24 protein-coding genes are annotated in these 25,861 nt (G+C 67.6%); 7 read left to right on the top strand and 17 right to left on the bottom strand.

Translation table 11 applies throughout. From position 1 onward, the window contains the following. Positions 1–16: 16 nt before the first annotated feature. From ACFWY5_RS51335 to ACFWY5_RS51325, 3 genes are all read right to left on the bottom strand, one after another. The gene (locus tag ACFWY5_RS51335) at positions 17–1,189 is read right to left on the bottom strand and encodes a nucleotide disphospho-sugar-binding domain-containing protein (RefSeq protein WP_379639398.1); all 1,173 of its coding nucleotides are present in this window, start codon (positions 1,187–1,189) and stop codon (positions 17–19) included. 86 nt (positions 1,190–1,275) lie between these two features. Continuing rightward, the gene (locus tag ACFWY5_RS51330; protein ID WP_379639396.1) at positions 1,276–1,416 is read right to left on the bottom strand and encodes a hypothetical protein; all 141 of its coding nucleotides are present in this window, start codon (positions 1,414–1,416) and stop codon (positions 1,276–1,278) included. A 13-nt stretch (positions 1,417–1,429) separates the two neighbouring features. Further along, positions 1,430–2,491 carry a cytochrome P450 gene (locus ACFWY5_RS51325; RefSeq protein ID WP_379639395.1) on the bottom strand — a complete coding sequence of 354 codons (1,062 nt, stop codon included), beginning with the start codon at positions 2,489–2,491 and terminating at the stop codon, positions 1,430–1,432. A 272-nt stretch (positions 2,492–2,763) separates the two neighbouring features. Here ACFWY5_RS51325 and ACFWY5_RS51320 point away from each other — a divergent pair, with 272 nt between their 5' ends. Next, the gene (locus ACFWY5_RS51320) at positions 2,764–3,780 is read left to right on the top strand and encodes a methyltransferase (RefSeq protein WP_379639394.1); all 1,017 of its coding nucleotides are present in this window, start codon (positions 2,764–2,766) and stop codon (positions 3,778–3,780) included. Here the strand turns inward: ACFWY5_RS51320 and ACFWY5_RS51315 are convergent, their stop codons facing one another. The 8 genes from ACFWY5_RS51315 to ACFWY5_RS51280 form a co-directional block, all read right to left on the bottom strand. Then, a complete protein-coding gene (locus ACFWY5_RS51315; protein WP_379639393.1) occupies positions 3,781–4,992 on the bottom strand; it encodes a cytochrome P450 in 1,212 nt (403 codons plus the stop codon). Between the two features lie 21 nt (positions 4,993–5,013). Next, entirely contained in the window at positions 5,014–5,466 is a 453-nt protein-coding gene (locus tag ACFWY5_RS51310) for a DUF1772 domain-containing protein (RefSeq protein WP_379639391.1), read from the bottom strand. Positions 5,467–5,472: 6 nt separating this feature from the next. Beyond that, positions 5,473–6,825, bottom strand: coding sequence for an acetyl/propionyl/methylcrotonyl-CoA carboxylase subunit alpha (locus ACFWY5_RS51305; RefSeq protein ID WP_379639390.1), 1,353 nt, complete (start codon positions 6,823–6,825; stop codon positions 5,473–5,475). A 16-nt stretch (positions 6,826–6,841) separates the two neighbouring features. Continuing rightward, positions 6,842–7,282 carry an acetyl-CoA carboxylase biotin carboxyl carrier protein gene (locus tag ACFWY5_RS51300; protein ID WP_379639389.1) on the bottom strand — a complete coding sequence of 147 codons (441 nt, stop codon included), beginning with the start codon at positions 7,280–7,282 and terminating at the stop codon, positions 6,842–6,844. Next, a complete protein-coding gene (locus ACFWY5_RS51295; protein ID WP_379639388.1) occupies positions 7,251–8,765 on the bottom strand; it encodes an acetyl-CoA carboxylase carboxyltransferase subunit alpha in 1,515 nt (504 codons plus the stop codon). The genes ACFWY5_RS51300 and ACFWY5_RS51295 overlap by 32 nt, the downstream gene beginning before the upstream one ends. 245 nt (positions 8,766–9,010) lie before the next feature. After that, positions 9,011–10,015 carry a dTDP-glucose 4,6-dehydratase gene (gene rfbB / locus ACFWY5_RS51290; protein WP_379639386.1) on the bottom strand — a complete coding sequence of 335 codons (1,005 nt, stop codon included), beginning with the start codon at positions 10,013–10,015 and terminating at the stop codon, positions 9,011–9,013. Next, positions 10,012–11,073 carry a glucose-1-phosphate thymidylyltransferase gene (locus ACFWY5_RS51285; protein ID WP_379639385.1) on the bottom strand — a complete coding sequence of 354 codons (1,062 nt, stop codon included), beginning with the start codon at positions 11,071–11,073 and terminating at the stop codon, positions 10,012–10,014. Before ACFWY5_RS51285 ends, rfbB begins: the two co-directional genes overlap by 4 nt. An 89-nt stretch (positions 11,074–11,162) precedes the next feature. Beyond that, entirely contained in the window at positions 11,163–13,100 is a 1,938-nt protein-coding gene (locus ACFWY5_RS51280; protein WP_379639384.1) for a BTAD domain-containing putative transcriptional regulator, read from the bottom strand. A gap of 458 nt (positions 13,101–13,558) precedes the next feature. On the opposite strand from ACFWY5_RS51280, the gene ACFWY5_RS51275 reads away from it, so the two are divergent. From ACFWY5_RS51275 to ACFWY5_RS51265, 3 genes are read left to right on the top strand one after another with little or no spacing between them, the layout of a single operon-like run. Then, positions 13,559–15,040 carry a peptide MFS transporter gene (locus ACFWY5_RS51275; protein WP_379639382.1) on the top strand — a complete coding sequence of 494 codons (1,482 nt, stop codon included), beginning with the start codon at positions 13,559–13,561 and terminating at the stop codon, positions 15,038–15,040. Beyond that, positions 15,006–15,719 carry an SDR family NAD(P)-dependent oxidoreductase gene (locus ACFWY5_RS51270; RefSeq protein ID WP_379639381.1) on the top strand — a complete coding sequence of 238 codons (714 nt, stop codon included), beginning with the start codon at positions 15,006–15,008 and terminating at the stop codon, positions 15,717–15,719. Before ACFWY5_RS51275 ends, ACFWY5_RS51270 begins: the two co-directional genes overlap by 35 nt. Before the next feature lie 11 nt (positions 15,720–15,730). Next, on the top strand, positions 15,731–16,201 hold the full coding sequence (locus ACFWY5_RS51265) for a hypothetical protein (protein WP_379639380.1): 471 nt from the start codon (positions 15,731–15,733) through the stop codon (positions 16,199–16,201). Here ACFWY5_RS51265 and ACFWY5_RS51260 read toward each other — a convergent pair. The 6 genes from ACFWY5_RS51260 to ACFWY5_RS51235 form a co-directional block, all read right to left on the bottom strand. Then, positions 16,173–16,802 (bottom strand): dTDP-4-dehydrorhamnose 3,5-epimerase family protein, encoded by a 630-nt coding sequence (locus tag ACFWY5_RS51260; protein ID WP_379639378.1) that lies wholly within the window; start codon positions 16,800–16,802, stop codon positions 16,173–16,175. The genes ACFWY5_RS51265 and ACFWY5_RS51260 overlap by 29 nt on opposite strands. Before the next feature lie 6 nt (positions 16,803–16,808). Continuing rightward, the gene (locus tag ACFWY5_RS51255) at positions 16,809–17,927 is read right to left on the bottom strand and encodes a DegT/DnrJ/EryC1/StrS family aminotransferase (protein WP_379639377.1); all 1,119 of its coding nucleotides are present in this window, start codon (positions 17,925–17,927) and stop codon (positions 16,809–16,811) included. Beyond that, on the bottom strand, positions 17,924–19,099 hold the full coding sequence (locus ACFWY5_RS51250; RefSeq protein WP_379639376.1) for a nucleotide disphospho-sugar-binding domain-containing protein: 1,176 nt from the start codon (positions 19,097–19,099) through the stop codon (positions 17,924–17,926). Before ACFWY5_RS51250 ends, ACFWY5_RS51255 begins: the two co-directional genes overlap by 4 nt. 25 nt (positions 19,100–19,124) lie before the next feature. After that, positions 19,125–20,957: an asparagine synthase (glutamine-hydrolyzing) gene (gene asnB / locus ACFWY5_RS51245; RefSeq protein WP_379639375.1), complete on the bottom strand. Its 1,833-nt coding sequence runs from the start codon at positions 20,955–20,957 to the stop codon at positions 19,125–19,127. A gap of 166 nt (positions 20,958–21,123) precedes the next feature. After that, entirely contained in the window at positions 21,124–21,903 is a 780-nt protein-coding gene (locus ACFWY5_RS51240; protein ID WP_379639374.1) for an ABC transporter permease, read from the bottom strand. Then, on the bottom strand, positions 21,900–22,883 hold the full coding sequence (locus ACFWY5_RS51235; protein ID WP_379639373.1) for an ATP-binding cassette domain-containing protein: 984 nt from the start codon (positions 22,881–22,883) through the stop codon (positions 21,900–21,902). The genes ACFWY5_RS51240 and ACFWY5_RS51235 overlap by 4 nt, the downstream gene beginning before the upstream one ends. 242 nt (positions 22,884–23,125) lie before the next feature. Here ACFWY5_RS51235 and ACFWY5_RS51230 point away from each other — a divergent pair, with 242 nt between their 5' ends. From ACFWY5_RS51230 to ACFWY5_RS51220, 3 genes are read left to right on the top strand one after another with little or no spacing between them, the layout of a single operon-like run. Then, complete coding sequence (locus ACFWY5_RS51230; protein WP_379639372.1) at positions 23,126–24,046, top strand: methyltransferase; 921 nt, start codon at positions 23,126–23,128, stop codon at positions 24,044–24,046. Next, a complete protein-coding gene (locus ACFWY5_RS51225) occupies positions 24,043–25,077 on the top strand; it encodes a methyltransferase (protein ID WP_379639371.1) in 1,035 nt (344 codons plus the stop codon). The genes ACFWY5_RS51230 and ACFWY5_RS51225 overlap by 4 nt, the downstream gene beginning before the upstream one ends. After that, positions 25,062–25,859 carry an SDR family NAD(P)-dependent oxidoreductase gene (locus tag ACFWY5_RS51220; protein ID WP_379639370.1) on the top strand — a complete coding sequence of 266 codons (798 nt, stop codon included), beginning with the start codon at positions 25,062–25,064 and terminating at the stop codon, positions 25,857–25,859. The genes ACFWY5_RS51225 and ACFWY5_RS51220 overlap by 16 nt, the downstream gene beginning before the upstream one ends. Positions 25,860–25,861 lie beyond the last annotated feature (2 nt).

Raw genomic sequence — 25,861 nt, 5'->3', positions numbered from 1 at the left:
TGCGGCTTTTGCCCGGTCACGATGTGCTGGCGGCCTCGAAGCTCGGTAGACGCCCGGTCTCTCCGCGTTCGGCGACCGCCTTCAGCGTCGCGACCACCTGAACGGGGGTCGGGTGGGCGAGGATCTCGGCCCGCAGTCCGGCCGCGGCGCGACGGTGCGGGATCGAGGAGAGAAGGTCGGCGACGGCGTGGGCGATCTGGTCGAGATCGGCGCGGTCGGCTTCGATGAGCTTGCCGGCGCCGCTCTTGACCAGCGCCCTGGCATGCGCCTTGTGATCGGGTAGCCGGGGCACGGCGAGTTGTGGCACTCCGTGGGCCAGCGCGGTCAGCATCGTGCCCGCGCCACCGTGGTGAACGACCGCGTCACACGTGGGGAGAAGGTGATCCAGCGACACAGACTCGGCCACCGTCGCCTGCGGGCTGGAGATGGCGGCGCGCTGTTCCGGGGTGATCGCCAGGACAATCTCGGCGTCGAGGGCGGAGAGCCTTTCGGCGATCCGCCCGGCCAGGAAGTAGCGGTCGGACAGGCGCGCCATGGTGGTGCCCCAGGTGACGCAGACGCGGGCGCGGTTTCGCCGGGTGTGCACCCACGAGGGCGGGGCCTGACGCGGTCCGTTGTAAGGGATGTAGCGAAGCGGCAGCCGTGGCCCTGCCACGGGCAGACGCAGCCCGGTGGGACTGGGATCGAGGGTCAGCGCGCCGAGCGGGTCCACCTCGTCGAGACCGACGTGCTCGCACAGGGGGTGCAGTGCCTGTTTCACGACCTCGCGCGTGGAAGAGACCAGATCCAGCCCGTAGAGCTGCCGGACCGCGGGGACCTGCGTCTTGGCGGCGGCCACGGGAGCCGCCCAGTCGGTGGGGTCGAAGACGACGAGATCCGGAAGCCACGAGCGGATCGCGGCGACCAGGTCATCGCACGAGGTCTGCGCAAGGCGGGCGAACAACTCGACCGCGCGCGGACGTGCGGGCGCGCCGCCGGTGGGCTGATCGAGATAGCCGTGCAGGGTCTCGATGACATCGACGTCGGCGCCGACCGGTACGGCGGGCAGCCCGGCGGCGGCGGCCACGGGCACCAGGACGGGCCGGCACGCGACGAGCACCTCGTGTCCCGAGGCCCGCAGCGCCCAGGCGAGCGGCACCATCGGATACAGGTGCGTGGGCCAGGACCAGGTGGAGAACAACACGCGCATGGCAGGCACCTCTCCTAATTCCGGGCTTGCTCGAGCCCGGGTCGAGCGCGAATCGAGCGCGAATCGAGCGAGGTTCCAGCGTGCGGTCAGCGCGTGTTGTCGTTCTCTTGCCTGGCCCGCACGCGGTCCCGATACTCGTCCAGCAGGTCGGCGTTGAGGTAGGGAGACATCACCAGGCCGATGTCCCACAGGATGTCGCTGAGCACGTCCGCGAGGCGTGCGCGCATGGCGTATCTCCCCTCACCAGGTCAGGGGCAGCTCGGCCGGGCGGCGGAACGCGACACCCGAGCTCCACACGAGGTCTGCCTCCGCAGTGGCGACGCGTAGGCCGGGGAAGCGCCGGCTGAGAGCGCCGAGCGCGACCTCGAGTTCGATGCGGCCCAGCTGCGCGCCGAGGCAGTGATGGATGCCGTGGCCGAAGGCCAGGTGCGGGTTGGGGTCGCGATGGGCGTTGATCGTGCCGGGGTCGGCGAAGACCGCGGGGTCCCGGTTGGCGGCGTTGACCATGGGAAGCACGGCTTCCCCCGACTTGATCGCCACGCCACCGATCTCGGTGTCCTCCATCGCGATGCGAAGCGCGCCGAGCCCGCCGCCGGCCTGTGAGTAGCGCAGCATCTCTGTGGCGGCTCCCGTGAGAAGGGCGTGGTCCTTGCCGAGACGGCCGAAGAGGTCGGGGGTTCGCGTCAGATGGATCACGGCATGCGCGATCTCGGCCGTGGTGGCGTGGTAGCCGGCGCCCAGGAGGGTGTAGCCGAAGGCCAGTAACTCTTCCTCGCTCAGGCGGTCGCCCTGCTCGCTTGCCTCGATGAGATCCATGAGGAGGTCTTGCGTGGGGCGACTGCGCTTCTCCGAGATCAGCCCGGTGAGGTAGTCGGTGAGGCTGTCGCGAGCGGCCAGCACCTCCTCGCGCCGACCGGCGTCGAAGCTCAGCATGATGTCGGTCCATGCGCGGAACTGCGCCACGTCCTCGTACGGCACGCCGAGCAGCTCGCAGATCACGGTGATCGGTAGCGGCCCTGCCAGATGCGTCATCAGATCGGCCGGAGGCCCCGCCGACTCCATCGCATCCAGCAATTCGGTCGCGAGCCGTTCGAGCCGGGGACGCAGCGCGTCGATGCGTCGCGGCGCGAACGCCTTCGAGACCAACCGGCGCAAGCGCGTGTGTTCGGGCGGATCCATCACGAAGATCGACTTGGAGTCGCGTGCGATGGGAAGCAGACGGGGAGCTCCCGGCAGGGTGATCGCCTCGCGGCTGAAACGCTGATCGGAAAGGACCTTCCGGACATGCTCGTGACGGGTCACCAGCCATGCGTGGTCACCGGACGGCAGGACCACCCGCGAGACGGGCTCATCGCGCAGGAGTTCGGCGTAGTCGGCCGGGGGTTCCAGCGGGTCCGGCGCGGGGAACGGAAAGGGGCGTGGCCCATTCCCACCTGACATGAGTGCACCTCCTCGTCGGCATCGAGCGTCCAACAGCGCGCTCGCGAGGCGGTGAAGGAGCGATCGAAGCAAGCCGTGCACGGCGCGAAGAAGCGTCCAGCCGTTCGCTACCCGGCCGGGTGACGCTCGCAGCCATGACGACGGACTCCGAGATCACGCGACCGGCGAGCCCTCAGGACATCTTCCGGCTGGGCACGGCGTTCTGCACGTCGAAAATCCTGCTGACGGCGATCGAACTCGGCCTGTTCACCGGCCTGGACGCGGGGCCGGCCACGGAACAGCAGCTGCGCGAGTCGCATGGCCTGCATCCCCGGGCGTCGAAGGCCTTCCTGGACGCCCTGGTCGCCCTGGGCGTGCTCACCCGGCAAGACGGACGGTACGCCAACGGCCCAACGGCTGGCCGGCATCTCGTACGCGGCAAGCCGTCGTACATCGGCGGCTTCCTGGAGCGGGCCGACCGCATGCTCTACCCGGCATGGGGCCACTTCACCGAAGCGCTCCTGTCCGGTGAGCCGCAGGTCGGCAGCGACTTCCAGGCGATGACCCGCGACCCGGCCAAGCTCGCGGGTTTCCTGGGGATGATGGACTCGCTCAACGGGCTCCTGGCCCCCGAGCTGGCCGGAGCCTTCCCGTGGGACGCGTGCGCGAGCGTGGCCGACATCGGTGGCGCGCGCGGCAACCTCGTAGGGAACCTGGTCAAGCGCCGGCCTCATCTGAAGGGTTTGGTGTTCGACCTGCCGCAGATGGAGCCCGCCTTCGACGACCACATGGCCGCCCTCGGCGTCGATGGCCAGGTGAGCTTCGTGGCGGGAGACTTCTTCGCCGACCCTCTGCCGGAGGCAGACGCCCTGATCATCGGGCACGTCCTGCATGACTGGAGCGAACAGGAGCGCAGGATGCTCGTCGGCAAGGCGTTCGAGGCCGTGTCGCCAGGTGGTGCCCTGCTGGTCTACGACCGCATGGTCGAGGAAGAGCCGACGGATCCGGACAATCTCGTGATCAGCCTCGACATGCTCCTGACAACGCCGGGCGGAGCGGAATACACGCCCGGCGCGTGCGGGAGCTGGCTGGAGGAAGCGGGGTTCACCGCCGTGTCGCACCGGCCTCTCGGACCGAGTGACACCCTGGTGACAGGCACCAAGCCAGCCTGATCAGCGCAGCCGTACGGGGAGGTCGACCAGACTGCGGATGACCAGGTTGTCGCGGTAGCGAAGCCGGCCGGTGGCGAGTTCGAGGACGCGCGCCCGGCCGGCCAGCGCGCGGAAGGCGATCCGGCCTTCCAGACGGGCGAGGGACGCTCCCAGACAGAAGTGGATGCCGCCCTCGAACGCCAGGTGCCGGTTGTCCTGCCTGGCCAGGTCGAGTCGATCGGGGCCGGCGAACACTTCGGGATCGCGGTTGGCCGCCGCCCGCAGGACGACGACCTGGTCGCCGCGCTTGATGGAGTGCCCGTCCCACTCGACCTCCTCCAGCGTGGTTCGCCGCGAAAGCTGCGTCGGCGGGTCGTAGCGGAGGAACTCCTCGACGGCCGTCTCGGCGAGTTCCGGCCGCGCGCGCAGCGCCGCGAACTGCTCCGGATGCCGGATCAGGGCTAGCACCCCGTTGCCGAGCAGGCTCATCGTGGTTTCGTGGCCGGCGACATAGAGCAGGATGCACGTGGTGAGCAGTTCGCCGTCGGTGAGCGCCGAATCGCTGTCCCCGGCCGCGGCGAGCTCGCTGAGCAGATCTCCGGTCGGGTGGGCCCGTCGCTCACCGAGGAGGACGCGGAAGTAGGCGTCGAACGCGGCGAACGCCTCACCTCTGCGGCGCATCTCCTCCGGCGTGTGGTGATGGTCCGGATCGACGCCGCGTGCCACGACACTGGACAGCTCCTTGACCGCATCGAGATCCGCCTTGGGCACGCCGAGCAGCTCGCTGATCACGGTGACGGGAAGGGGATAGGCGAGCGCCTCCATGAGATCGACCTCGCCTTGCTCGACGGCGGTTCCGATCATGTCCGCCACGATCTCCTCGATGCGGGGCGCCAGCCGTTCCACCATCCGGCGGGTGAAGGCCTTGCTGACCAGAGAGCGCAGCCGGGTGTGCTCGGGAGGATCCAGCAGGATGAAGGGCTTGCTGCGCCCCTGCACCGGACGCCGGAAGGTGTTCTTCTCCAGGATCTGCCCCGTTCCGTGACCGAAGCGATGATCACGCAGCACGGCGAGGCAGTCGCGGTGGCGGCTGAAGACCCAGTAGCCGCGGGAACTGAAATGGATGGGCGCCTCGTCGCGAAGCCGTGAATAGAGGGGATACGGATCGGCCCGATGAGCAGGGTCGAAGGGGTCGAAGCCAAGCTTGCCGTCCTGAGTCGCTGAGCTGCTCACGGCGTTTCCTCTCTTTGTCGATCACATGAGCGTGACCGCGACGCTGTTGAGCACGAGCGCGGCCATGGCCATCGCGGTACGAAGCAGATGCCACCTGCGCCAGACGGGCCGGGGGTCCACCCAGTCCTCGGGTATGGCCTCGGGATCAAGCAGCCGCATCTGGCGGTTGATGGGGACGTTGCACAGATGGGAGACGACCGACACGCCGACCAGGCAGGCTGCGGCTGCCCCGAACAGCACGCGCGTGTTCGGTGGTGCGGCACCGAGCAAACCGAGGTCCGCCGCGGTGGAGGCGAGCACGATCACCGGCATCGTCGGATCCCAGTTGCGTCCCAGCAGCTTGTGCGCATAGATGTAGCGGCCAGGTGGCATCGCCATGAGCGCGGGAACCGTACTGAGCGCGACGGCGAAGAGCACGCCGGCGACGGCTCCGCTGCCCACCAGGGACCCAATAACCAGGAACTGGGCGATCATCGGACCTCACCCTGCCCCGATCATGCTCTCCACCAGTGCCGTGCTGTGCTTCGCGTCGCGAAACAGCGGGTGTGCGAGCACGTCCTGAAGGAAGGCGGCGGTGGTCCGGACTCCCGGACCGTCGATGGCGACCTCTGCCAGCGCTCTCTCCATCCTGGCGATGGCCTGCTCACGGTCCGGCGCCCAGACGATGATCTTGGCCAGCAGGGAGTCATACTCGGCCGGGATGTTCATGCCGCGATCGAGATAGCCATCCACCCGGACGAAGGGCCCGCCCGGCAGAGCGGCCGACTCGACCCGTCCGGGGCAGGGCCGGAACCCCTGGGTGGGATCCTCGGCGTTCACCCGGCATTCGAGTGCCGCACCGCGGATGACGATCTCGTCCTGACTGAGCGGCAGCGGATGCCCGGCGGCGACGTTGAGTTGTTCCCTGACCAGGTCGAGGCCGGTCACCATCTCGGTCACCGGATGCTCCACCTGGATGCGGCAGTTGGCCTCGATGAAGGAGAAGACGCCGTTCTCGTCGAGGAGGAACTCGAAGGTTCCCGCCCCGACGTACCCGGCCGCTCGGGCGCCCCGCACGGCCGCCTCACAGATCCGCTCGCTCATGCCGGTCCACGTCCCCGGCAGGGGAGACTCCTCGATGAGCTTTTGATGGCGGCGCTGCACCGAGCAGTCACGGGCGCCGAGATGAACCACGTGGCCGTGTCGGTCGGCCAGCACCTGCACCTCGACGTGCCGCGCGGCCTCCACGAACTTCTCCAGATAGACACGGCCATCGCCGAACACGGCTGTGGCGGCCTGGTGGACCTGGGTGTAAACGCGTGGAAGCTCGTGGGGAGTGCGCACGACCCCCATCCCGAGGCCGCCACCGCCGGCCACCGCCTTGATGATGACCGGGTAGCCGATCTCGGCGGCGATACTCCTGGCCTCGGCCGCGCTGCCCACCGTTCCTCTGCTCCAGGGCAGTGTGGGCAGACCTGCTGATTCCACAGTGCCCAATGCCCTGGCTTTGTCGCCCAGGCAGGCGAGCACAGGCGCGGGTGGCCCGATGAACACCAGGCCGGCGTCCTCGCACATCTCCGCGAAGTCCGGATCTTCGGCCAGGAATCCGTAGCCGGGATGGATCGCCTCGGCGCCGGTGTTCAGCGCGGCCTGAAGGACGGCGGCGGCGTTGAGATAGCTTCGCCTGGCCGGCGCAGGCCCGATTTGGACGGTCTCGTCGGCGAAACGGGCGGCGGCGCCGTCCTTGTCCGCGGAGGAATGCGCGACAACCGTCCGTATGCCGATCTCACGGCACGTGCGCGCGATCCTCAGAGCGATCTCGCCGCGGTTGGCGATGAGGACCGTGGTGAACATCAGGCCTCCAAGCAGGTCAGGCGAGTGAAAGGGCGACGAGGGGTTGCCCGTGCTCCACAGGCGCGGCGTCGTGGACAAGGATCTTCGCTACCGTGCCGGAGCGGTCGGCCGCGACCGCGTTCATGAGCTTCATCGCCTCGACGATTCCGACCTGTTGCCCTGCGACGACGGTGTCTCCTTCGCGGACGAACGGCTCGGCTCCGGGCTGTGGAGCCAGATAGAACGTGCCGACCATGGGAGAGCAGACCGAGTGTGCCTCAGGAGGTTCGGGAGTGTGCGGCTGTGTCGACTGGGCGATCTGATTCCCGAGCTCCGGCCATTCCAGCTCCACGCTCATGTCGCCGTTCTGGACGCGGATGCGCCTGATGGGCTCGTGGCTGGTTTGGCGGAGCATGGCCGCCTGGCGGCACAACTCCTCCAGCGATTCACGTGGCTGGTTCTTCGAAGACTCGGTCATCCTGGTGTCCCTTCGCGGATGGTAGGGAGCCGAATTGCGCGAACCGGAGGCGCCGGCGCCGGATGAGCTCCTCCGGGCGTTGTGCGGCCATCTGGCGGAGAGCGTCGGCGACAGCCGCCTTGACCAGATCCGCCATCTTGCCGGGGGCGGTGTGAGCGCCCCCCTCTGGCTCAGGGATGACCGCGTCGACGATCGCGTGCCGCAGCAATTGGCGCGCGTCGAGTTGAAGGGCGGTGGCCGCGGCCGGAGCGGCTTCGGCCGTCTTCCACAGGATCGCCGCGCATCCCTCCGGGCTGATGACCGAGTACACGGCGTTGGACAGTGCGAAGACCCGGTTGGCCACGGCCACGGCCAGGGCTCCACCACTGCCGCCCTCGCCGGTGACGACCGCGACGATGGGAACAGGAAGGCCGGACATCAGGTGCAGGTTGCGGGCGATCGCCCACGCCTGACCCTTCTCTTCCGCCTCGATACCCGGGTGTGCGCCCGGGGTGTCGATGAGAGTCACGATCGGCATCCCGAGCTTCGCGGCCAGGCGCATCAACCTCCCCGCCTTGCGATATCCGGCTGGGGACGGCATCCCGAAACGTCGCTCGACCCGCTCGGCGGTCGTGTGCCCCTTCTGATGCCCGATGAGCATGATCGGGTGGCCGTCCAAGCGGCCGACCCCGCCCACGATGGCCGGGCAGTCGCCGCTCACCCGGTCGCCGTGCAGCTCCTGGAAGTCCTCAAGGAGTGAACCCGCGTACTCGAGCGTGGTGGGCCGGTCCGGGTGGCGGGCCAGTTGCACGACCTGCCAGGGATCACACGGGGCCAGTGCTTCTGGGTCCAGGATCAGGGTGGCGTCTGCCGTACCGGCGTGCGGGACGCGGTCGCCCGTGGCGAGCAGGCGCGCCAGCGTCGGCCGGAGCGTCCGCCGGGACTGCACCGCGTCGATGAGGCCGCGGGCGAACAGGAACTCCGCCGTCTGGAAGCCCTCGGGCAGCCGCTGCCCGATCGTCTGCTCGATCACTCGGGGACCGGCGAAGCCAATGTGCGCGCCGGGCTCGGCCAGGATGACATCGGGCAGCGTGGCGAACGAGGCCGCGACGCCGCCGTACGTGGGGTCGGTGAGCACGGAAATCGTTAATATGCCCGCCTCGTCCAGCTTGGCCAAGGCCTGGCTGCACTTGACCATCTGCATCAGGGACAGGGCGCCTTCCTGCATGCGCGCCCCGCCTGAGGCGGTCACGATGAGGAGCGGGACCCGTTCGCGCAGGGCTTGATCCGCCGCCGTGACAAGGCATTCGCCTTCCGCGGCGGCGAGACTGCCGCCGAGGAAGCGAAAGTCCAGCACGACCGTGATCAGGCGTCTTCCGCCGATCGTCCCGGCGGCGGCCACGGCTGCCGACTCCAGCCCGGTCTGCGAGCGCGCGAGGCGCAGCCGCTGGGTGTACGGCCGGCTGTCGGTGAACGTGAGTGGGTCCTCCTTCGTGGCCGCCACCTCCACAGGCGTGATAGACCCCGGATCAAGGAGTTGTCCCAGACGCTCGTGCGCCGTCAGCCAGGTATGGAGCCCACAGCCGGGGCACACTCCGCCGCCACGGTCGAAGCGCTTTCCATAGACCAGCTCCTCACAACCAGGACAGATCAGCCAGCCGGTTCCAGCCGGCCTATGCGCATGAAGCGTCGCCATAGAGTCAAGGCTCGCCGCGGCGCTCTAGGACTGCTGGATGCTCGGTAGACGTCTCACCAGCCGCGCGGGAGGCCGTACTTGAAGAACTCCGCGGTCTCACGCAGCGGCGCCCACCACCATCGATTGTCGCGGTACCAGTCGACGACGTCGGCGAGGCCGCGATCGAACGGGACACGAGCCTCGTACCCCAGTTCGTGCCGGGCCTTCTCGCCGTCCAGCGAGTAGCGCCTGTCGTGGCCCTTGCGGTCGTCGACGAACTGAACCCGATCCCAGTCAGCGCCGCACAAGGTGAGAAGCTGCCGGACGAGGTCGAGGTTGGTGAGCTCGGTCCCGCCGCCGAGATGGTAGATCTCACCCGGCCGCCCACGCTCCAGGACGAGCTGGAGCCCGCGGCAATGGTCGTCGACGTGCAGCCACTCCCGTACGTGCAGGCCGTCGCCATATAGCGGGACGGGCCGGCCGTCGAGGAGGTTGGTGACGAACAGCGGGATGATCTTCTCGATGAACTGGTGCGGGCCGTAATTGTTCGAGCATCGGGTGACGCAGACCGGGAGCCGGTGGCTCTGGTAGTAGCTCCAGGCCAGGAGGTCGGCCCCGGCCTTCGCGGCGGCGTAGGGGGAGTTGGGCTGAAGTCTCTGCTTCTCGGTCCAGGAGCCCTCGCCGATCGACCCGTAGACCTCGTCCGTGGAGACGTGCACGACGCGCTCCACGCCCGCTCGCAGGCTGCACTCCAGGACCGCTTGGGTGCCGAGCACGTTGCTGATCACGAACTCGCCGGCGCTGAGCAGCGACCGGTCGACATGTGATTCCGCCGCCAGATGGACGACGGCGTCGTGCCCCCTGACCACGTCGTACAGTGTGGCGGCGTCGCAGATGTCGGCCTTGACGAACGAGAGCCGCGGGTGGTCCATCGGCAGGTTGGCCGTGTTGCCGGCGTATGTCAGTTTGTCCACTACGGTGACGTGCACGTCCTCGTATCCCACGTAAGCCCCGCCCAGCAGGCTGCGCACGTAGTTCGAACCGATGAACCCGGCACCGCCGGTGACCAGGACTTTCATGGTTCGATCAGCATCTTGCTGTCGTCGCCGAGGATCAGCCGGCGCTCCGGTGCGGACCGGGCGTGCACCCGGGCGGACCTTCCGATCACCGACGCGCTGATGCCCCGAACCCCGCGCAGGGAAGCACCGGTGAGCAGGATCGAGTTCTCGATCGTGGTGTCCATGACCTCGCAGTCGGGCCCGATCGACGTGCACGGTCCGACGGTGCTGCGCACGACGGACGCGTCCGCGCCGATGATGGCGGGTCCGACGATGCGCGAGGCGAGCACGCTGGCGCCGGTCTCCACCACGACTGGGCCGATGAGTTCGCTGCCTTCCCCGACGTTGCCGTGGACCGCCCGCTGGATCGTCCCCAGGACCTCTCGATTGCAGTCCAGGAGATCGTCTATCCGGCCCGCGTCCTTCCAGTAGCCGCTGACGGGGTGCGCGTTGACGTCGAAGCCGTGGTCGATCAGCCAGGTCAGCGCGTCGGTGATCTCCCGTTCGTGCCGCCAGTTCGGGGTGACGCTGCGAACCGCCTGATGGATCGCGGGAGAGAAGGCGTAAGCTCCGATCACGGCGAGATCACTGCGCGGGACCTTGGGCTTCTCCTCCAGGCGGACGATCCGGTCGGCGGTGTCGACCTCCGCGATTCCGAAATCGGTGGGGTTGAGTACCTTGCCGGTCATCACCATCGCCGCGGGCCGCCGCGTGAGGAAGTCGTCTCGGAGGGCGACGATCCCGTCCATGACGATGTTGTCTCCCAGGTACATGACGAAATCGGCGTCGCCTAGAAACTCCCGCGCGATCAGGACGCAGTGCGCCAGGCCTGAGGGGGCGTCCTGCGGGATATAGGACACGTTCAGCCCGAAGGCCGAGCCGTTGCCGATCGCGCGGCGTACGTGGTCGTCGTGACCGTCGACCACGATCCCCACATCCGTGATGTCGGCGTCCTTGATGGCCCGCAGGCCATAGTGCAGAACCGGCTTGTTGGCTACCGGGATGAGCTGTTTGGGCATCGTGTGTGTGAGGGGCCGCAGGCGGGTTCCGAGTCCGCCAGCGAGAACGAGAGCCTTCATGGTCGGCCTTTCCAGCGGCAGGTTAGATCGACCAGCAGAGTGCGCGGACCTGCTGGCAGGCCGCTGGAGCGTAGGTGGAGCACGAGGCGTCAGTCAGGGCGGGGCGGCTCAAGCCGGCGCAGGGCGTTGGCGATGTCGAGTTCCGCCGAGGATCCACCGGTGCGTTCGCTGATGTTCTGCAGTTCCCGCTCCAGACGCTCTGTGGCGTAAAGGCGGGCGAGTTCATAGAAGGAGTAGCAGAGTTCGCCCGCGTCCTGGATGAGTACCTTGAGGAAGTGGTTTTCCACCAGCCGCGCCAGGATCAGGTCGACCTGATCGACGTCGTCGTCGCCGAGCATCTTCGCCACCCCTTGAGCGGTGAATCGTGCGCCATGTAGCAAACTCAGCAGTCTCAGCACGCTGCGCTCTCGCTCGTCCAGGCGGTCGTAGGTGAAATCGAACCTGGAGCGAACGTCGAGGTCGGCGAAATGCAGTTCGTCCAGGCGACGTTCAGCCCGTACCAGGCGCAGGGCGAGCTTGCTGAGTGTCCAGCCGCGCGCCGCGGCGAGTCGCGCCCCCACCACCCTGATCGCCAGGGGTAGTCGCCCGCACAGTTGCACGATGGTCTCCGCGGCGTGATGTTCGCCTTCCGACAGTTCCCGCCCGAGGATGTGCTTGAGCAGCCCGATGCCGTTGGTAACGGACGGCAGGTCGAGGTTGATGACCTCGGCTCCGGGTAGGCCGTGCAGGCCGGAACGGGCGGTGAGGATCGCCGCGCACCGGGCAGAGGCAGGAAGCAAGGGCATGATCTGAGGTACTGAGTCCGCCTCGTCAAGCACCACCAGCACCCGCCGGGTGGCGGTCCACGTGCGGAACATCTTGCTGCGTTCGTCGACACCGGTTGCGATGCGGTCACTGGGTATATGCGCCGCGCGCAGGAATTCCTGGAGCACGTCGGCTGGGTCGGCCGGTGCGTGCGTGGTGCCGCGCAGGTTCACGTAGAACTGCCCGTGCGGGAAGACAAGCCGCAGGCGGTGCGCGATGTGAACCGCGAGCGCGCTCTTTCCGACCCCCGGCATGCCGCTGATGGACAGGATGCGAGCCGCCGTGTCCGTCTTTCCCGCTCCCTTGAGATACTGCAGCGCGCGATCGAGAACGGCTTCGTCCACAGCGGAGACGACATCAGGGGGAAGTTGTGCGGGCGCCATGGGAGAGGTCCAGTCGGCGGCGGTACCGGGCTCGGGCGGGAGCTCCGTCAGTCGCGTGATCACCGTTGGTTGAGGAGCCGGCTCGAGTATGGGGTCCGAAGCCAGCAGTGATTGGTGGAGCCGGCGCGACTCCGCCGCGGGTTCGATGCCGAGCTCGTCCACCAAAAAGCGCCGCAAGGCGTTGTAGACCTCCAAAGCCTCGGACCGACGGCCTGATCTGTGGAGCGCGAGCATGAGTTTGGTGTGAAATCCCTCATGCAGGCGGTGCGCGGTGACCAACTCCTTCAGCTCGCGAATAACGTCACGGTGACGGCCCAGCCGCAGGTCGGCATCCAACCTTAGTTCCAGCGCCCGCAACCTGCTCTCTTCCAGTGCGGTGACGTACGCGGAGAGCAGTTCGCCCATGCGAATGTCCGCGAGTGCGGGTCCACGCCAGAGCGCAAGGGCCTCGGCGAGCGTGGCCGCGGCTTTGCCCGGCTCGTCGGCGTTGAGCGCGGCGCTCCCCTTGGCCGCGAGTTGCTCGAAGCGGTGGAGGTCCAGACTCTCCGGTGGGATCTGGATGAGGTAGCCCTGTGGCCTGGTGATCAGCGGTCCGTTGTCGCCGCCAAGGCGATTGCGTACCAGGTTTTTTCGGATCTTGTAAACATAGGTCTGGAGCGTCGACAAGGCGCTCGCCGGTGGGTTCTCTGGCCAGAGTTCATCAATGATCGTGCGAGTTTGGACGAGCTGGTTGTGGCGCAATAGCAGTAGTGCGAGAACCTCACGTACCTTTGGTGCGGAGGGTGTTAGGTCGAACTTCTCGTCGAATACACCCAGCGGTCCTAGGACCAGGTACTTCATTAAATCACCCCGTAGTGAGCTATCTAAGCGACCTGCCTCCTTTGTTGCGTGCGCAGCAAGCCAAGCCGACGCCGCTTCGAGCGACGTCGCCCCTTCGGCTCGTCGAGGGTGCCGCACATGCGTGATCGTCTCCGCCCGTGATTCTTACGTTCTAGTGGACCTGCTCGAGGATGGCTGAGGGATCGCTGGAATCCGACTGACCGGCGTGGTCGGTAATTGCGAAATTACTGAGTTTTCAAGATCGAATAAACTTGGAAATTGGGTCTTGCTGCCTAGCTGTCCGAAATTTTGAGGGAAACTCACCTTTTTCCGTCAGGTTGTCCACCAAGCCTGGAGCATTTATCTAAAACATTGAGACGTTGATTCGTCAATGCCTGATGCGGCACGCACTCGCATCAGATATGCCTTGGCTACTGAGCCTTCAGTCAGCGTCGAGTGCTTATCGCCAACGTGTCCGTATGGGCTATGCACGATCGACCCAGGAGAGCCGGCGTCCCTTCGGATATCCGCGCTGGTTCGCGACGCTCTTCCTAACCGACATGTGGGAACGATTCAGCTTCTACGGAATGATGGCCATTTTGGTCCTGTACAGCGCTGGGCCGGTAACAGCGGGCGGGCTGGGCTTGCGGCCGACGGACGCGGCCGCGCTTTTCGGCGCCTACCTGGGATTCGTCTTCGTCCTGGCTCTGCCGGGCGGTTGGATCGGCGACCGGATCATCGGGGCGCGGCGTGCGGTGCTCTGGGGAGGCGTTCTCATCGCCTTGGGGCACTACACGATGATGCTCCCACCGCGTGGCTTCGCCTTCGCCGGGCTCTCCCTCATCGCGCTCGGCACCGGCCTGCTGAAACCCAACATGTCCGTCCTGCTGAGCCGGTTCTACGGACCAGGGGAGAGCGCGGGGCGTGAAGCCGCGTTCTCCATCTTCTACATCAGCATTCAGCTCAGCGCGCTGCTCGCGCCCATCATCACCGGCTTCCTCGGCGAGACCGTGGGGTGGCACCTCGGGTTCGGTGCCGCGGGCGTCGGCATGACCTTCGGAGTCGCCCAGTTCGCCATGGGACGGCGCCACTTCGGCGACATGGGCGAGCGGCCCGGTCACCCGATCGAGCGTGATCAGCTGCAGGCGGTGGCGCGCCGCGTGGCCGCACTGATCGGCGTCATCGGACTGCTTGTCGCCGTGGACCTCGCCACGGGAGCGTTCTCCGTCACCCATGTCGTCATCGCCCTTGCCCTCGTCTCGCTGTCGGTCCCTTTCGTCTACTACCTTCTTCTGCTGCGCGCCACGCCGTTGGACGCCTCCGGCAAGACCCGGCTGCGCGCCTTCTTCTGGCTGCTGGTGTCCTTCTCACTGTTCTGGATGCTGGCCGGTCAGGCGGGCTCCATGCTCAACCTGTTCGCCCTGCACTCCGTCGACCGGCAGTTCTGGGGGTGGTCGTTGCCCGCCAGCTGGTTCCAGGCGGCCATCCCGTTCTTCATCCTCATCACCGCACCGTTCTTCGCCTGGTTGTGGACGCGGCTCGGCGACAGGGTGAGCGCACCACCGAAGTTCGGGCTCGCCCTGAGCCTGGTGGGGATGAGCTTCCTCATCATGGGCGCCGCCGCGGCACAGGCCACGGCCGGCCGGTCGGTCTCCCCGCTGTGGCTGCTGGGAGTGTTCTTCCTGGTGGCGGCGGGTGAAGTAGTCATCGGGCCGGTGGGCATGTCGGCGTCCGTGGACGTGGTCCCCCCGGCCTACACCGGGCGGGTCATCGGCCTGATCTGGTTGTTCAGCGCGCTCGGCGCCGGGCTGGGCAGCCAGGTGGTCAAGCTGGCCGACGTGCTGCCACATCAGACGTACTACGCCGCCCTGGGGCTGGTCGCGGTCGCCGGCGGCGTTGCCATGTTCTGTGCGAGGAGGTTACGCGGTGCCTTCAACACCCAGGCCGATTCCAAGCGGTGACACGCCGAGGCTCGCGCTCGTCACCGGCGCCAACCGCGGACTGGGCAGAGCGGTCAGCGCCCGCCTGCTCGATCTCGGCTACGACGTCGCCGTGGCGGCCCGGAACGGCACACAGGCTCGCCGCGCGGCGGCCGAGCTGGGCGGCCGCTCCTTCGGACTGCAGATCGACGTCACCGAGCCGGCCGATGTGGACCGTGCGGTGGACGTACTGGGTCGTGTGGACATCCTGATTAACAATGCGGGCGTTCTGCTGGCGGAGGACACCAGACCCTCCGTTGTCCCGCTGGATCTGGTCGGCCGCGAACTCGCGATCAACGCCATCGGGGCCTGGCGCATGTCGCAGGCCTGCTTGCCTGGGATGCTGCGGCGCGGCTGGGGCCGGATCGTCATGGTCTCCAGCGGAACGGGCTCCTTCAGCAACGGCCTGTTCACCGGAGCCCCCGGATACGCGGTTTCCAAGACCGCGCTGAACGCCATCACCCTGCTGCTCGCGACCGAGACGCGCGACCGCGGCGTGCTGGTGAACGCCGTGAATCCCGGCCTGGTCCGGACGCGCATGCGTCCCGACGCCGCACGGTCCCCCGAGGCAGCCGCCGATGACGTCGTCTGGGCCGCCACGCTGCCAGACACCGGCCCGACTGGTGCGTTCTTCCGAGGCTGTCAGCTCATCTCCTGGTGAAAGGAAATCCCATGATCAATCCCTTCAATCGCCGCGGCTTAATCGCCGGTCTGGGACTGCTGGGCGGATTCGGCCTCCTGAGCCTGAGCGCTCGCGGCGCCGAGGCGAACTCCGCGTCCGCGAAGCTGCTTCTTCCCGTCGGAACGTGGGCAGTGACGATCACGCTGGACGACGGGACCACGGAGAGAGGACTGTTCGGGTTCTCGGTGGATGGCATGCTCATCCAGACCAACACCGGCAGCAGGTTCTGCGGCGTCGGCAGCTGGCGGCCGCAGCCGCCCAACGGCTTCGTGTACGGCTTCCGCTCCCAGGCCTTCGACGATTCGGGATTCATCTTCGAACTGCGCATCAAGCACGAAGCCACGTTCAGCTCCCCGAGCGCGTTCACCTCAACCGGGACGGGCACAAGCTACGCGCCCGACGGAAGCGTCCTGTTCGTGAGCCCGAGCCGGGTCACGGGGCAGCGGTACGCGATCGACTGAGCTCGCGCAAGGACTCGTGGCGTGCCACGCAACTGTCGTAGGAGGGCAGCAGGCCGCGTTCGAGAGCCTCCTGGAGGGTGGGCGCGGCACGATCCTTGTCCGACAGGAGCGGCTCCGGCCGCGTCGGCCACGGCAGGCCCAGCGCGGGATCGAGCGGATTGACGCACACCTCGCGCGTCGGATCGTAGCCACTCGAACAGAGGTAGATCACCGTAGCCTTGTCGGTCAGCGGGGCGAAGGCGTGGCCCAGCCCTTCCGCGAGATACACGATGGTCCGCTCCTCCTCGCTCAACTCCACTGAGACATGCTGTCCGAACGTCGGCGACCCCGCGCGGACGTCGACCACGATGTCGAGCACGGTGCCGCCGGAGCAGGTGACGTACCTGGCCTGTCCCGGGGGCACCGTGGTGGCATGGATACCGCGGATGGTGCCTCGTCTGGACACCGAGCAGTTGACCTGCTCGACCTCCAGGCGGTGTCCCACATTCTCCTGGAAGGCGGACTGCTGGAAGATCTCGGTGAAGTACCCCCTTGAGTCAGGGAACAGCTTCGGCCGCAACCTGTAGACACCGCGCAACCCCAGCGGATCCACCTGCATCATCGGTTCTCACCAGCCCTTTCTGACCGTGGACACGATGTGATCGATGTTGTCGTCCGTCAGCCACCAGCCGACCGGCAGGCACACCATGCGCTGGGCGATCTCGTCCATGCCGGGAAGCAAGGCTGTGTACTCGCGCACGCACGTGTGCGCGTCGTTGCGGACGTCGATCGAGCTCGCCGTGATCCCGGCGTCCTTCATGAGGCCGATGAAGGACGAGCGGTCCTCGACCTTGACCGGGTACACCCAGAAGGACGGCTTGCGATCGGCCGCCCGCTCCGTCAGCTCCAGCCCCGGAACCCCGGCCAGCTCCATGTCGAGCCGGCGGGCGTTCTCCCGGTGCTTGCGGACGATCTCCTCGGCGAGGTCCAAGTTGGCCAGGCCGATGGCGGCGCTGATGTCGTTCATGTGGAACTTGTAGCCCCATACGGCGATGTCCTGGTCGCCGCGGGGCGCGGCGCCTTCGTCGCGGTCGTAGCCGAACCATCGCAGCAGCCGGGCCCGGCGGTGCTCGGCCTGGTCGGGCATGACGATCAGACCGCCATCCCCGCAGGTCAGGTGTTTGACGGCCTGAAAGCTGTAGACCGCCGTGTTGCCGTGGTTGCCCAACGGCTTGCCGTCGAAGGTGGCGCCCCATGCTTGCGCGCAGTCCTCAATGACCGCCGGCCGGTGGCCGTGGATCTTCTCGGCGCGATCGAGTACGGCCCGCAGCTTGTTCAGATCGACGGGATATCCCGCCCAGTGGACCACCACGACCGCTCTGGTCGCGGGGGAGATCTTGCGAGCCAGGTCGTCCAGGTCGATGTTGAGGGTGGCCGGGTCGACGTCCACCCACCGGATCCGCAGCCCATTGGCGAGGATCGCCCAGTTGGACGCCACGAACGTCAGCGGCGTGCTCAGCACCTCCCCGTCCCCCGGGCGCGAGTCGCCGAGTGCCAGTCGCAAAGCCAGTGTCAGCCCGGACGTCGCGCTGTTGACGGTGGACACGAACGGGGTGCCAAGCCGGGCCCGCAGCGCCTTCTCGAACGCCTCGACCTTCGCGCCCTGACCGATGAATCCGCTGGCCAGGACGTCCGAGACCGCAGCCTGCGCGGACTCGGACATCGCCACCTTGAACAGGGGGATCATGACGGGCTCGCCAGCCGCTCCAGCGCAGGGACCAGCTGCGCCGGCGGCGTCTGCGCCAGCATTTCGTCCCGGATCCGGCCCGCCGCCTCGCGGTAGGCCGCGTCCTCCAGCAGGCTCCGCGCCAGTTCGCCCAGCTTGGCGGCGTCGGCGTCCTGGCGAGGGACGACGATCGCGGCTCCGGTGGGCTCCAGCTGGCGGGCCTCGATCATCTCGTCGGCCATCTCGGGGAAGATGATCTGCGGGACACCGTGCCGCAGAGCGGTCAGGATCCCGCCCATGCCGCCCTGGTGGATGAGGGCATCACAGGTAGGCAGGATGAGGTGCAGAGGAAGGGCCTCGACGACGCGTACGTTGTCCGGCACGGTGGCCAGCCGGTCGCGGTCGTCGGCCGAGACGGTCACCATGACCTCCACGGGCAGGTCACGCAGCGCCTCCAGGATGCTCGGCAGCAGGAATGAGCGACCGCGCGAGGAGGCGGAGAAGCCCCATGTCACCAGGAACCGGGGAAGGGCGTCACGATCACGCGACCAGTCCGGGATGATCCCGGAGCCGTTGTACGGGATGTACCTCGTCACGAGGCGCTTTACGTCGGCCGGTATCTGCATGCTCGGCGGGCAGTTGTCGATCGTGACGGTCCCGAGCCCCGCTGACGTCTGGACGCCGAGGCGCTCGGCAAGCGGAGCGAGCAGGTCCGGCATGATGGGCGCCGCCATCCCGGTGGTGTCCACCCCCAACAGGTGACGCGCGGACGGTACTCCGATCGCCTCGGCCACGAGCGGTCCCGCGAAACAGGCGGGCTCGTAGACGACGAGATCCGGGCGCCAGGAGCGGGCGAACTCGATCAGGTCATCGAGCACGGTGTCCGCCCATTCGGTGAACATGCCGAACGCCCTCGCCGCCGCCGCCTTCCAGTCGTCGCTCCAGCCCTGCCCGGAGACAGCGTCCTCTTCGTTCCGTCCGGCGGCCCGCTGCCGGCTGCGGGCGATCAGCTCCTCGACGGGAACTCCCGAGCCCACCGGCACGGCGATCATCCCGGATTGGGTGATGGCCTCGGCGAAGGAGGGCTCACTCGCCACGCACACCTCGTGCCCGGAGGCCCGCAGGGCCCACGCGAGCGGGACCAGGTGGTAGTAGTGCGACGCGACGTTCCAGGTGACGAAGAGAATACGCATCGGGGCACGATCCTTTCCTGGTGACTCAGAACTCCAGCTTGAGGTCGTACATCTCCAGCCATTCGTTGAGATGAAGGGCCAGATCGAGCTCGATCGGGGTGAGCCGGTCAACGGCTTCGGCATTGCGCCGCACGGTCTTGACCACCGCCGGGTTGAGCAGCGGCAACACTGGGGCACTCTCGCGGATCAGGAGCTTGCCGAACTCTTCCCTGACGAAGCGCAGGTAGGCGGCGTCCTTGGTGACCGGATAGCCGGTCTTCGGCCGGTCGAGGACGGACGGCGGGACCAGGTCCCGTGCCACCGCGCGTAGCAGGCTCTTCTCGCGTCCATCGGAGATCTTCATCGACCAGGGCACGTTGAACACGTACTCCATGAGCCGGTGGTCGCAGAAGGGGACGCGTACCTCCAGGCCGACCGCCATGCTCAGCCGGTCCTTGCGGTCGAGGAGCGTGCGCATGAAGCGAGTCAGGAAGAAGTGGGTGTAGTCCCTCATGTGCTTGTCCCGGCCCTGCTCACCCGGTAGCCGCGGCACCTCCGCAGCTGCGGCGAGGTACTGCTCGGCCTGGTAGGAGGCGACGTCGAGGCGCTCCAGCAGGGGAGAGAAGAGGGTGGGTGTGCCCAGGTTGTGGGCAAGGCTCCATGGCAGCGTTCCGGGGCGGGTGTACTCCGGGTGGTGGAACCACGGATAGCCACCGAACAACTCGTCGGCCGACTCGCCGGTGATGGCGACGGTGGCGTGCTCCCGGATGGCCTTGAACAGCAGATACAGCGAGATGTCCATGCTGCCGGGGCCGGCGATCAGCACCGGCCAGTCCATGGCGCGCACGACGGCCTGCCGTACCTCGCGCTGCGTCATGTCGTCAGCGTTGAGTACGACGTGACGGTGATCGGCGCCGACCAGGTCAACTACCTCGTGGATGTAGGGCGTGTCGTGGGTGGGACGCACCAGGTCTGGCTGGAAGTCGTCGATGTTGTCGGCGAAGTCCACAGACGATGTGCGGACCGGTCCGCCGGCGCCGATTGCTCTGGCCGCCAGCGTGGTGAGGGTGGAGGAGTCCAGGCCGCCGGATAGGAGCATGCACAGGGGGACGTCGGCGACAAGTTGGCGGGAGACGATGTCGTGGAGCAGCTCGGAGATCGTCCGGATCGTGGTGGGCAGGTCGTCACCGTGTTCGGCGGACTCCAGCCGCCAGTAGGCATGGTCGGTCCGTCCGCGCCTGCTGACGCGCAGCATGTGGCCGGGACGGAGTTCGGGCATGCCGCGCAGGACGGCGGCGCCGGGCGCCTTCACCCCGGCGAAGATCTCGCGCAGCCCGCTGGCGTCCACCGTGCGATCGGCCTGGGGGTGGGCGAGTATGGCCTTCGGCTCCGACCCGAACACGATCCCGTCGGGGAGCGGGTAGTAGTAGAGCGGCTTGACGCCCATCCGGTCGCGGAGAAGGAGGAGCTCCTCGCGTTCGACGTCCCAGATGGCCAGGGCGTACATGCCGTTCAGCCGCTCCGCGAAGGCCGGGCCCCACTCCACGTACGCCCGCACGACCACCTCGGTGTCGCTGCGCGTGCGGAAGTGGTGTCCCCGGCTTGACAGTTCCGACCGAAGCTCGCGGAAGTTGTAGACCTCCCCGCTGTAGATGATCACGGCCACCGTCCGGCCGTTCATCTCCACGGTCATGGGTTGTGTGCCGCCCTCGATGTCGATAACGGCAAGCCTGCGGTGACCCAGGATCGCGTGGCGGGATACCCAGTACCCCGCGTCGTCCGGTCCTCGGCAGGCCAGCGTCTCGGTCATTTTCGTCAGTGCCCCGTTTTCCTGGGCAAGGTCGCGGCCGAAGTCCACCCAGCCGGTGATGCCGCACATCTCGTCTCACCTCGCCGGATCGCAGGGGACTGCGCGGTCCTCGCGCTGGTCCGGGGTCATGGTCGGCACTCTCCACGCGGACGGTTTGGTGGTCATGGGGCGCACGCTGGCATCCGGTGGTGGAGGATCGCTGAACGAACCGGACGAGTCAGCGTGGAGCCGGTCGCTAGACGGTGCGCTGATAGCTGCGGAAGGCCAGGGTGGCCAGCACTCCGAGCGCCAGCGCCACGAGGCAGAGGAATCCCAGGCGGCTGAAGGCGTACCCCCAGTCGGGGATGGCGGCCGACATGGCCTCACGGGCAGCGCTGACCGACCAGTCCACGGGGTTGACCGCGGCCACGCGCTGGATCCATACGGGCGCGACTTCGGTCGCGATGATCGCCGAGGACAGGAACGTCAGGGGGAGCACCAGGAACTGGGCGACTCCGATCACCGCTTCTACCGTGCGTATGACCAGAGCCAGGGCGATGGACATGGAGCCGAACGCGGCGGCCATGATCAGTGCGGCGAGGATGGTGACGAGGATGCTCGCCGGGCCGTTGGGGTAGCGCGCTCCGATCAGCCACCCGATGCCCACGATGATGATGGACTGCACGACCGTGATCACGGCCTGGTAGGACAGCGTTCCGATGATCATGGCGCCGCGCCGGACCGGGGTGGTCAGCATCCGGTTGAGGATTCCGCGCTCCATGTCCTCGATGAAGTGAACCCCGGTCCATCCGCTGGCGAAGAGCGCGGTCATGATGACGACGCCGGGGACGAGAAAGTCGGCGTAGTTTCCACCGGTGAAGCCGGGCAGCTCGACCACCCGGCCGAAGAGCTGGCCGAACAGCAGGAGCCAGACCAGCGGCTGCACGAGCGTGACGGCGATGTAGAACGGTTGGCGCAGCAGCCAGCGGATCGACCTCATCGTGAGATATCCGGAATGGACGGCGAGCGTGGTCATGACGTGCCCTCCTCCTCGGCCTGCGCGAACATCCGGCCCGTGTGCTTGAGATAGACGTCGTCCAGCGACGGGCGCGAGATCGTCACCGAGAGCGCCTCCAACCTCTCGGCCTCCAGCGCGGCCAAGATCCGTGGAACGGCGGCCGCCCCGTCCTCGACGCGTGCTCGCAGACTGCGGCCCACCGGAGTGATCTCGCTCGTGCCCTCCACGCGCCTGACCGCCTCGGCGGCCTGCGCGGCCAGCGACGGGTCGGTCAGCTCCACCTGGACGGCATCGCCGTTCAGCTCGCTCTTGAGCTTGTCGGGGCTGCCCTGAGCGATCACTCTGCCCCGATCGACGATCGCCAGGCTGGCGGCCAGCTTGTCGGCCTCTTCCAGGTAGTGCGTGGTCAGCAGGATGCTCATCCCCTCCTCGGCGGCCAGCCGGGAGATCTCCTTCCACAGCTCTGCGCGCGCCTGCGGATCGAGGCCGGTCGTCGGTTCGTCGAGGAACAGCACCTGGGGCCGGTGCATGAGGCCCATGGCGACATCCAGCTTGCGCTGCATACCGCCCGAATAGGTGCGGGTGACCCGGTCGGCGGCTTCGGCCAGCCCGAAGCGCTCAAGCAGGGCGTTCGCTCTGGCGGCCGCGTCCCGGCGCGGCATGCCGTACAGGCCGCCGTGAAGGCGAAGATTCTCCCTGCCGGTGGCCTGCGGATCCACGCTCACCTTCTGGGTCACACACCCGATCGCCCTGCGTACCTGGTCGGGGCGGCGCAGCACGTCGATCCCCGCGACGCTGGCCGACCCCCTGTCGGGACGGGAAAGCGTGGTGAGAATGTTGACCGTGCTGGACTTGCCCGCCCCATTGGGTCCCACGAGGCCGAACAAGGTGCCGGCGGGTACCTCGAGGCTGAGCCCGTCGAGCGCGAGCACGTCCCCGTAGCGTTTGTGAAGGTCATCGGCCTTGATGGCCGCCTGTGCCCTGGTGACATCGTTCATGGCTGCTCCCTAGCGCCCATGAGCCTGTGGGGCGACGCTGTCACGCGCCAGTGGAGTCCGCCTGGTGAGACGTGATCAGCGAGCCTCGATCAGACCTCCAGGCCGGCCAGGTGTGGTTCACCCTGAGCATCGACCGGAGGGAGTGCACTGGCATGTCGTCGGGTTTCTCGCCGCTTCAGGCTCTCACACGCCTCGGACCCCACCAATGGTCTCTGGGGCTGATCATGCGTGGCCTCGCGGAAATGAAGATCACAGACCATCTGGCCGACGGGCCGCGGACGGTGGCGGAGGTGGCTCGGGCCACCGGCGCCCACGAGTCCAGCCTTGCCCGCTATCTGCGCCTATGTGCGATGCACGGGCTGGTCACGAAGACGGACAACGGCGGTTACGCACTCACCGAGGTGGGACACCTGCTCCGCTCGGATGTCCCTTCGCTGCGCGGATTCGTGATCGCGGTCAACGGCCCCGGCATGACCCGTTGCTGGGAAGACGTCCCCGCGGTGCTCAGGACCGGTGAGCCGACCTCGCGGGAGAAGTGGGGCCTGGAGCACTGGCAGTACTACGAGGAGCATCCGGAGGAGGCCAGGTCGCACGCGGAAGGCCTGCACATGATGAGCGTGGAGATGGCCGATGGGATCGCGGCCTCGTATGACTTCTCCAGATTCGTCACCATCGCCGACATCGGCGGCAGCCCGGGCACCCTGCTCGCCCGCGCGCTGCGTGCGGCCCCGAAGGCACGGGGAATCCTGCTCGACCTGCCGGGTGCGATCATCCACGCTCGGGAGCTGATGGAGTCCACAGAGCGAGTCGAGTTCGTCTCCGGGGACTTCCTGGACACGGTTCCCGCCGACTGCGACCTCTACCTGCTCAAGCACATCCTGCTCGACCTTGACGACGACCGGGCCGCCAGGCTGCTGGAAAACTGCTACAAGGCCGCGGCCCCGGGCAGTTCCCTGCTGGTCGTCGACTGGGTCATGACCTCCGAGCCGTCCTTCGTCCACGCCATGGACGTGGAATGCATGGTGCTCAGCGGTGGCCGCGTCCGGACCACCGACGAGCTCATCGCCCTGCTTGCCGACGCCGGCTACACGCGGATCGCCGAGCGACCGCTGCAGGGATTCGAACGCGTACCCGCCCGCGTGATCGAGGCGGTGCGACCATGAACAACCAGGGCTTCCCCGTGCTCGGCGCGCCCCCCGCCCAGTCGGTCATGGAGCTCGCCTGGGGAATGTGGGGCAGCAGCCTGGTCCAGGCCGCCGCCAGGCTCGACGTGGCCGAGGCCGTTGGCGACGAACCGGTCGAGATCGGCGAACTCGCCAAGCGCCTCAGCGCCGATCCTGACGCGCTGTTCCGGATGATGCGGGCGCTGGCCGGCTACGGCATCTTCCGTTACGCCGGCCCGAGGAGCTTCGAGCACACCGAGGCATCGAGAGCGCTCCGCTCCGACGCCCCCATCCAGATTCGGGACATCATCCTCATCGCCGCCGACTGGGGGCCGGTCGTCTGGTCCAAGCTCGCCGAGACCGTAAGGACCGGGCAGTCCGCTTTCCGCACGCAGTTCGGCAAGAACCTGATGGAGTACTGCGCGCAGGACGATCAGCAGGCCGGATATCACCTGATGCACGGATACGCGGCTCAGGTGGAGGCGATGAACCCCGCTCTCGTCGACGCGATCGACGTCGCCGGCGTCGACCTGGTCGCCGACATCGGCGGTGGCCACGGGACCCTCATGCGCTCTCTTCTCGAACGGCACGCGTCGCTGCACGGAATCCTCTTCGACACCGAACTCACGTTGAAGTCAGCCGACCAGCCCTTGAAGACCGGTCCGCTGGCCGAGCGCTGCCGCCTGGTGCCCGGTGACATCATGCGCTCGGTGCCCGCCGCGGATCTGTACCTCATCCGCCAGGTCCTGCACATGTGGGACGACGACACCTGCGTACGGGCACTGCGGAACTGCGCGGACGCGGCCGGACCCGGCAGCCGCCTGATCGTGATCGAACAGCTCATCTCCGATCCACCCGAATTCCCCTATGACGGGCTCATGGACGTTCACATGCTGCTGGTCATGGAGGGCCGCGAGCGCGGAGAAGGTGATTTCCGCGAGCTGTTCGAGCGCGCGGGCTGGCGATTGCGCGGAATCACGAAGACCACCACGCCGCTTCGCCTGATCGAGGCCTCATGGAACTCGGGCTGAGCGGCAAGGCCGTCCTGGTGACAGGCGGGAGCAGCGCGCTGGGAAGCACGATGGCGCGTACCTTCGCCGAGGAGGGCGCCCGGGTGGCGCTCACCTTCCACCGTAACCGGGCGGGTGCGGAGAAGGTCGTGATGGAGATCGGCCGACGTGGGGGAGAGGCTTTCACCCTGCCCCTCGACCTCGCGGAAGCCGACTCCGTCCACGCTGCGGTCCGTACCGTGGAGGAGACGTGGGGAGGAGTGGACGTGCTGGTCGCCAGTGCCTCACCCGCCGGCGGGCCGCGGCCGAAGACCGTTCCGTTCGAGGACATCCCGGCGGGGCAGTGGCGGGCGCAGCTCCGGACCGAGGTCGAAGGGGCCTTCCACCTGACTCAGGCCGTGATCCCCGGCATGAAGCGGCGGCACTGGGGTCGGATCGTGCTCATGTCCGCCCGCCTCGTCGATCGGGGCATGCCGGGCGAGGAGGCCTACCTCGCCAGCAAGGCCGCGCTGCACGGCCTCGGTCGCACACTGGCCACCGAGCTGATCGGCGATCACGTCTTGGTGAACGTCGTCGCGCCCGGCGCGACCGTCACAGAGGGCTTGCTGCCCAGACTGCCGCCGGATCTCAGGAAGCTCGTCGCGAGCGTGTCGCCGGAGGAGGCCAAGAGGGTGCTCAACGAAGCGCACGCGCCCAAGCGCTACTCCACTCCGCAGGAGGTCGCGAACGTGGTCGTCTTTCTCGCCTCCGCCGCCAACGGCCACGTCACCGGAAGCGTCGTGGCCGTTTCGGGCGGGCACTGAGA

Source organism: Nonomuraea sp. NPDC059007, assembly GCF_042740555.1.
Classification (GTDB): Bacteria; Actinomycetota; Actinomycetes; order Streptosporangiales; family Streptosporangiaceae; genus Nonomuraea.
The sequence above is the reverse complement of the archived record's forward strand: the minus strand, read 5'-3'. Positions and strand labels throughout refer to the sequence as shown.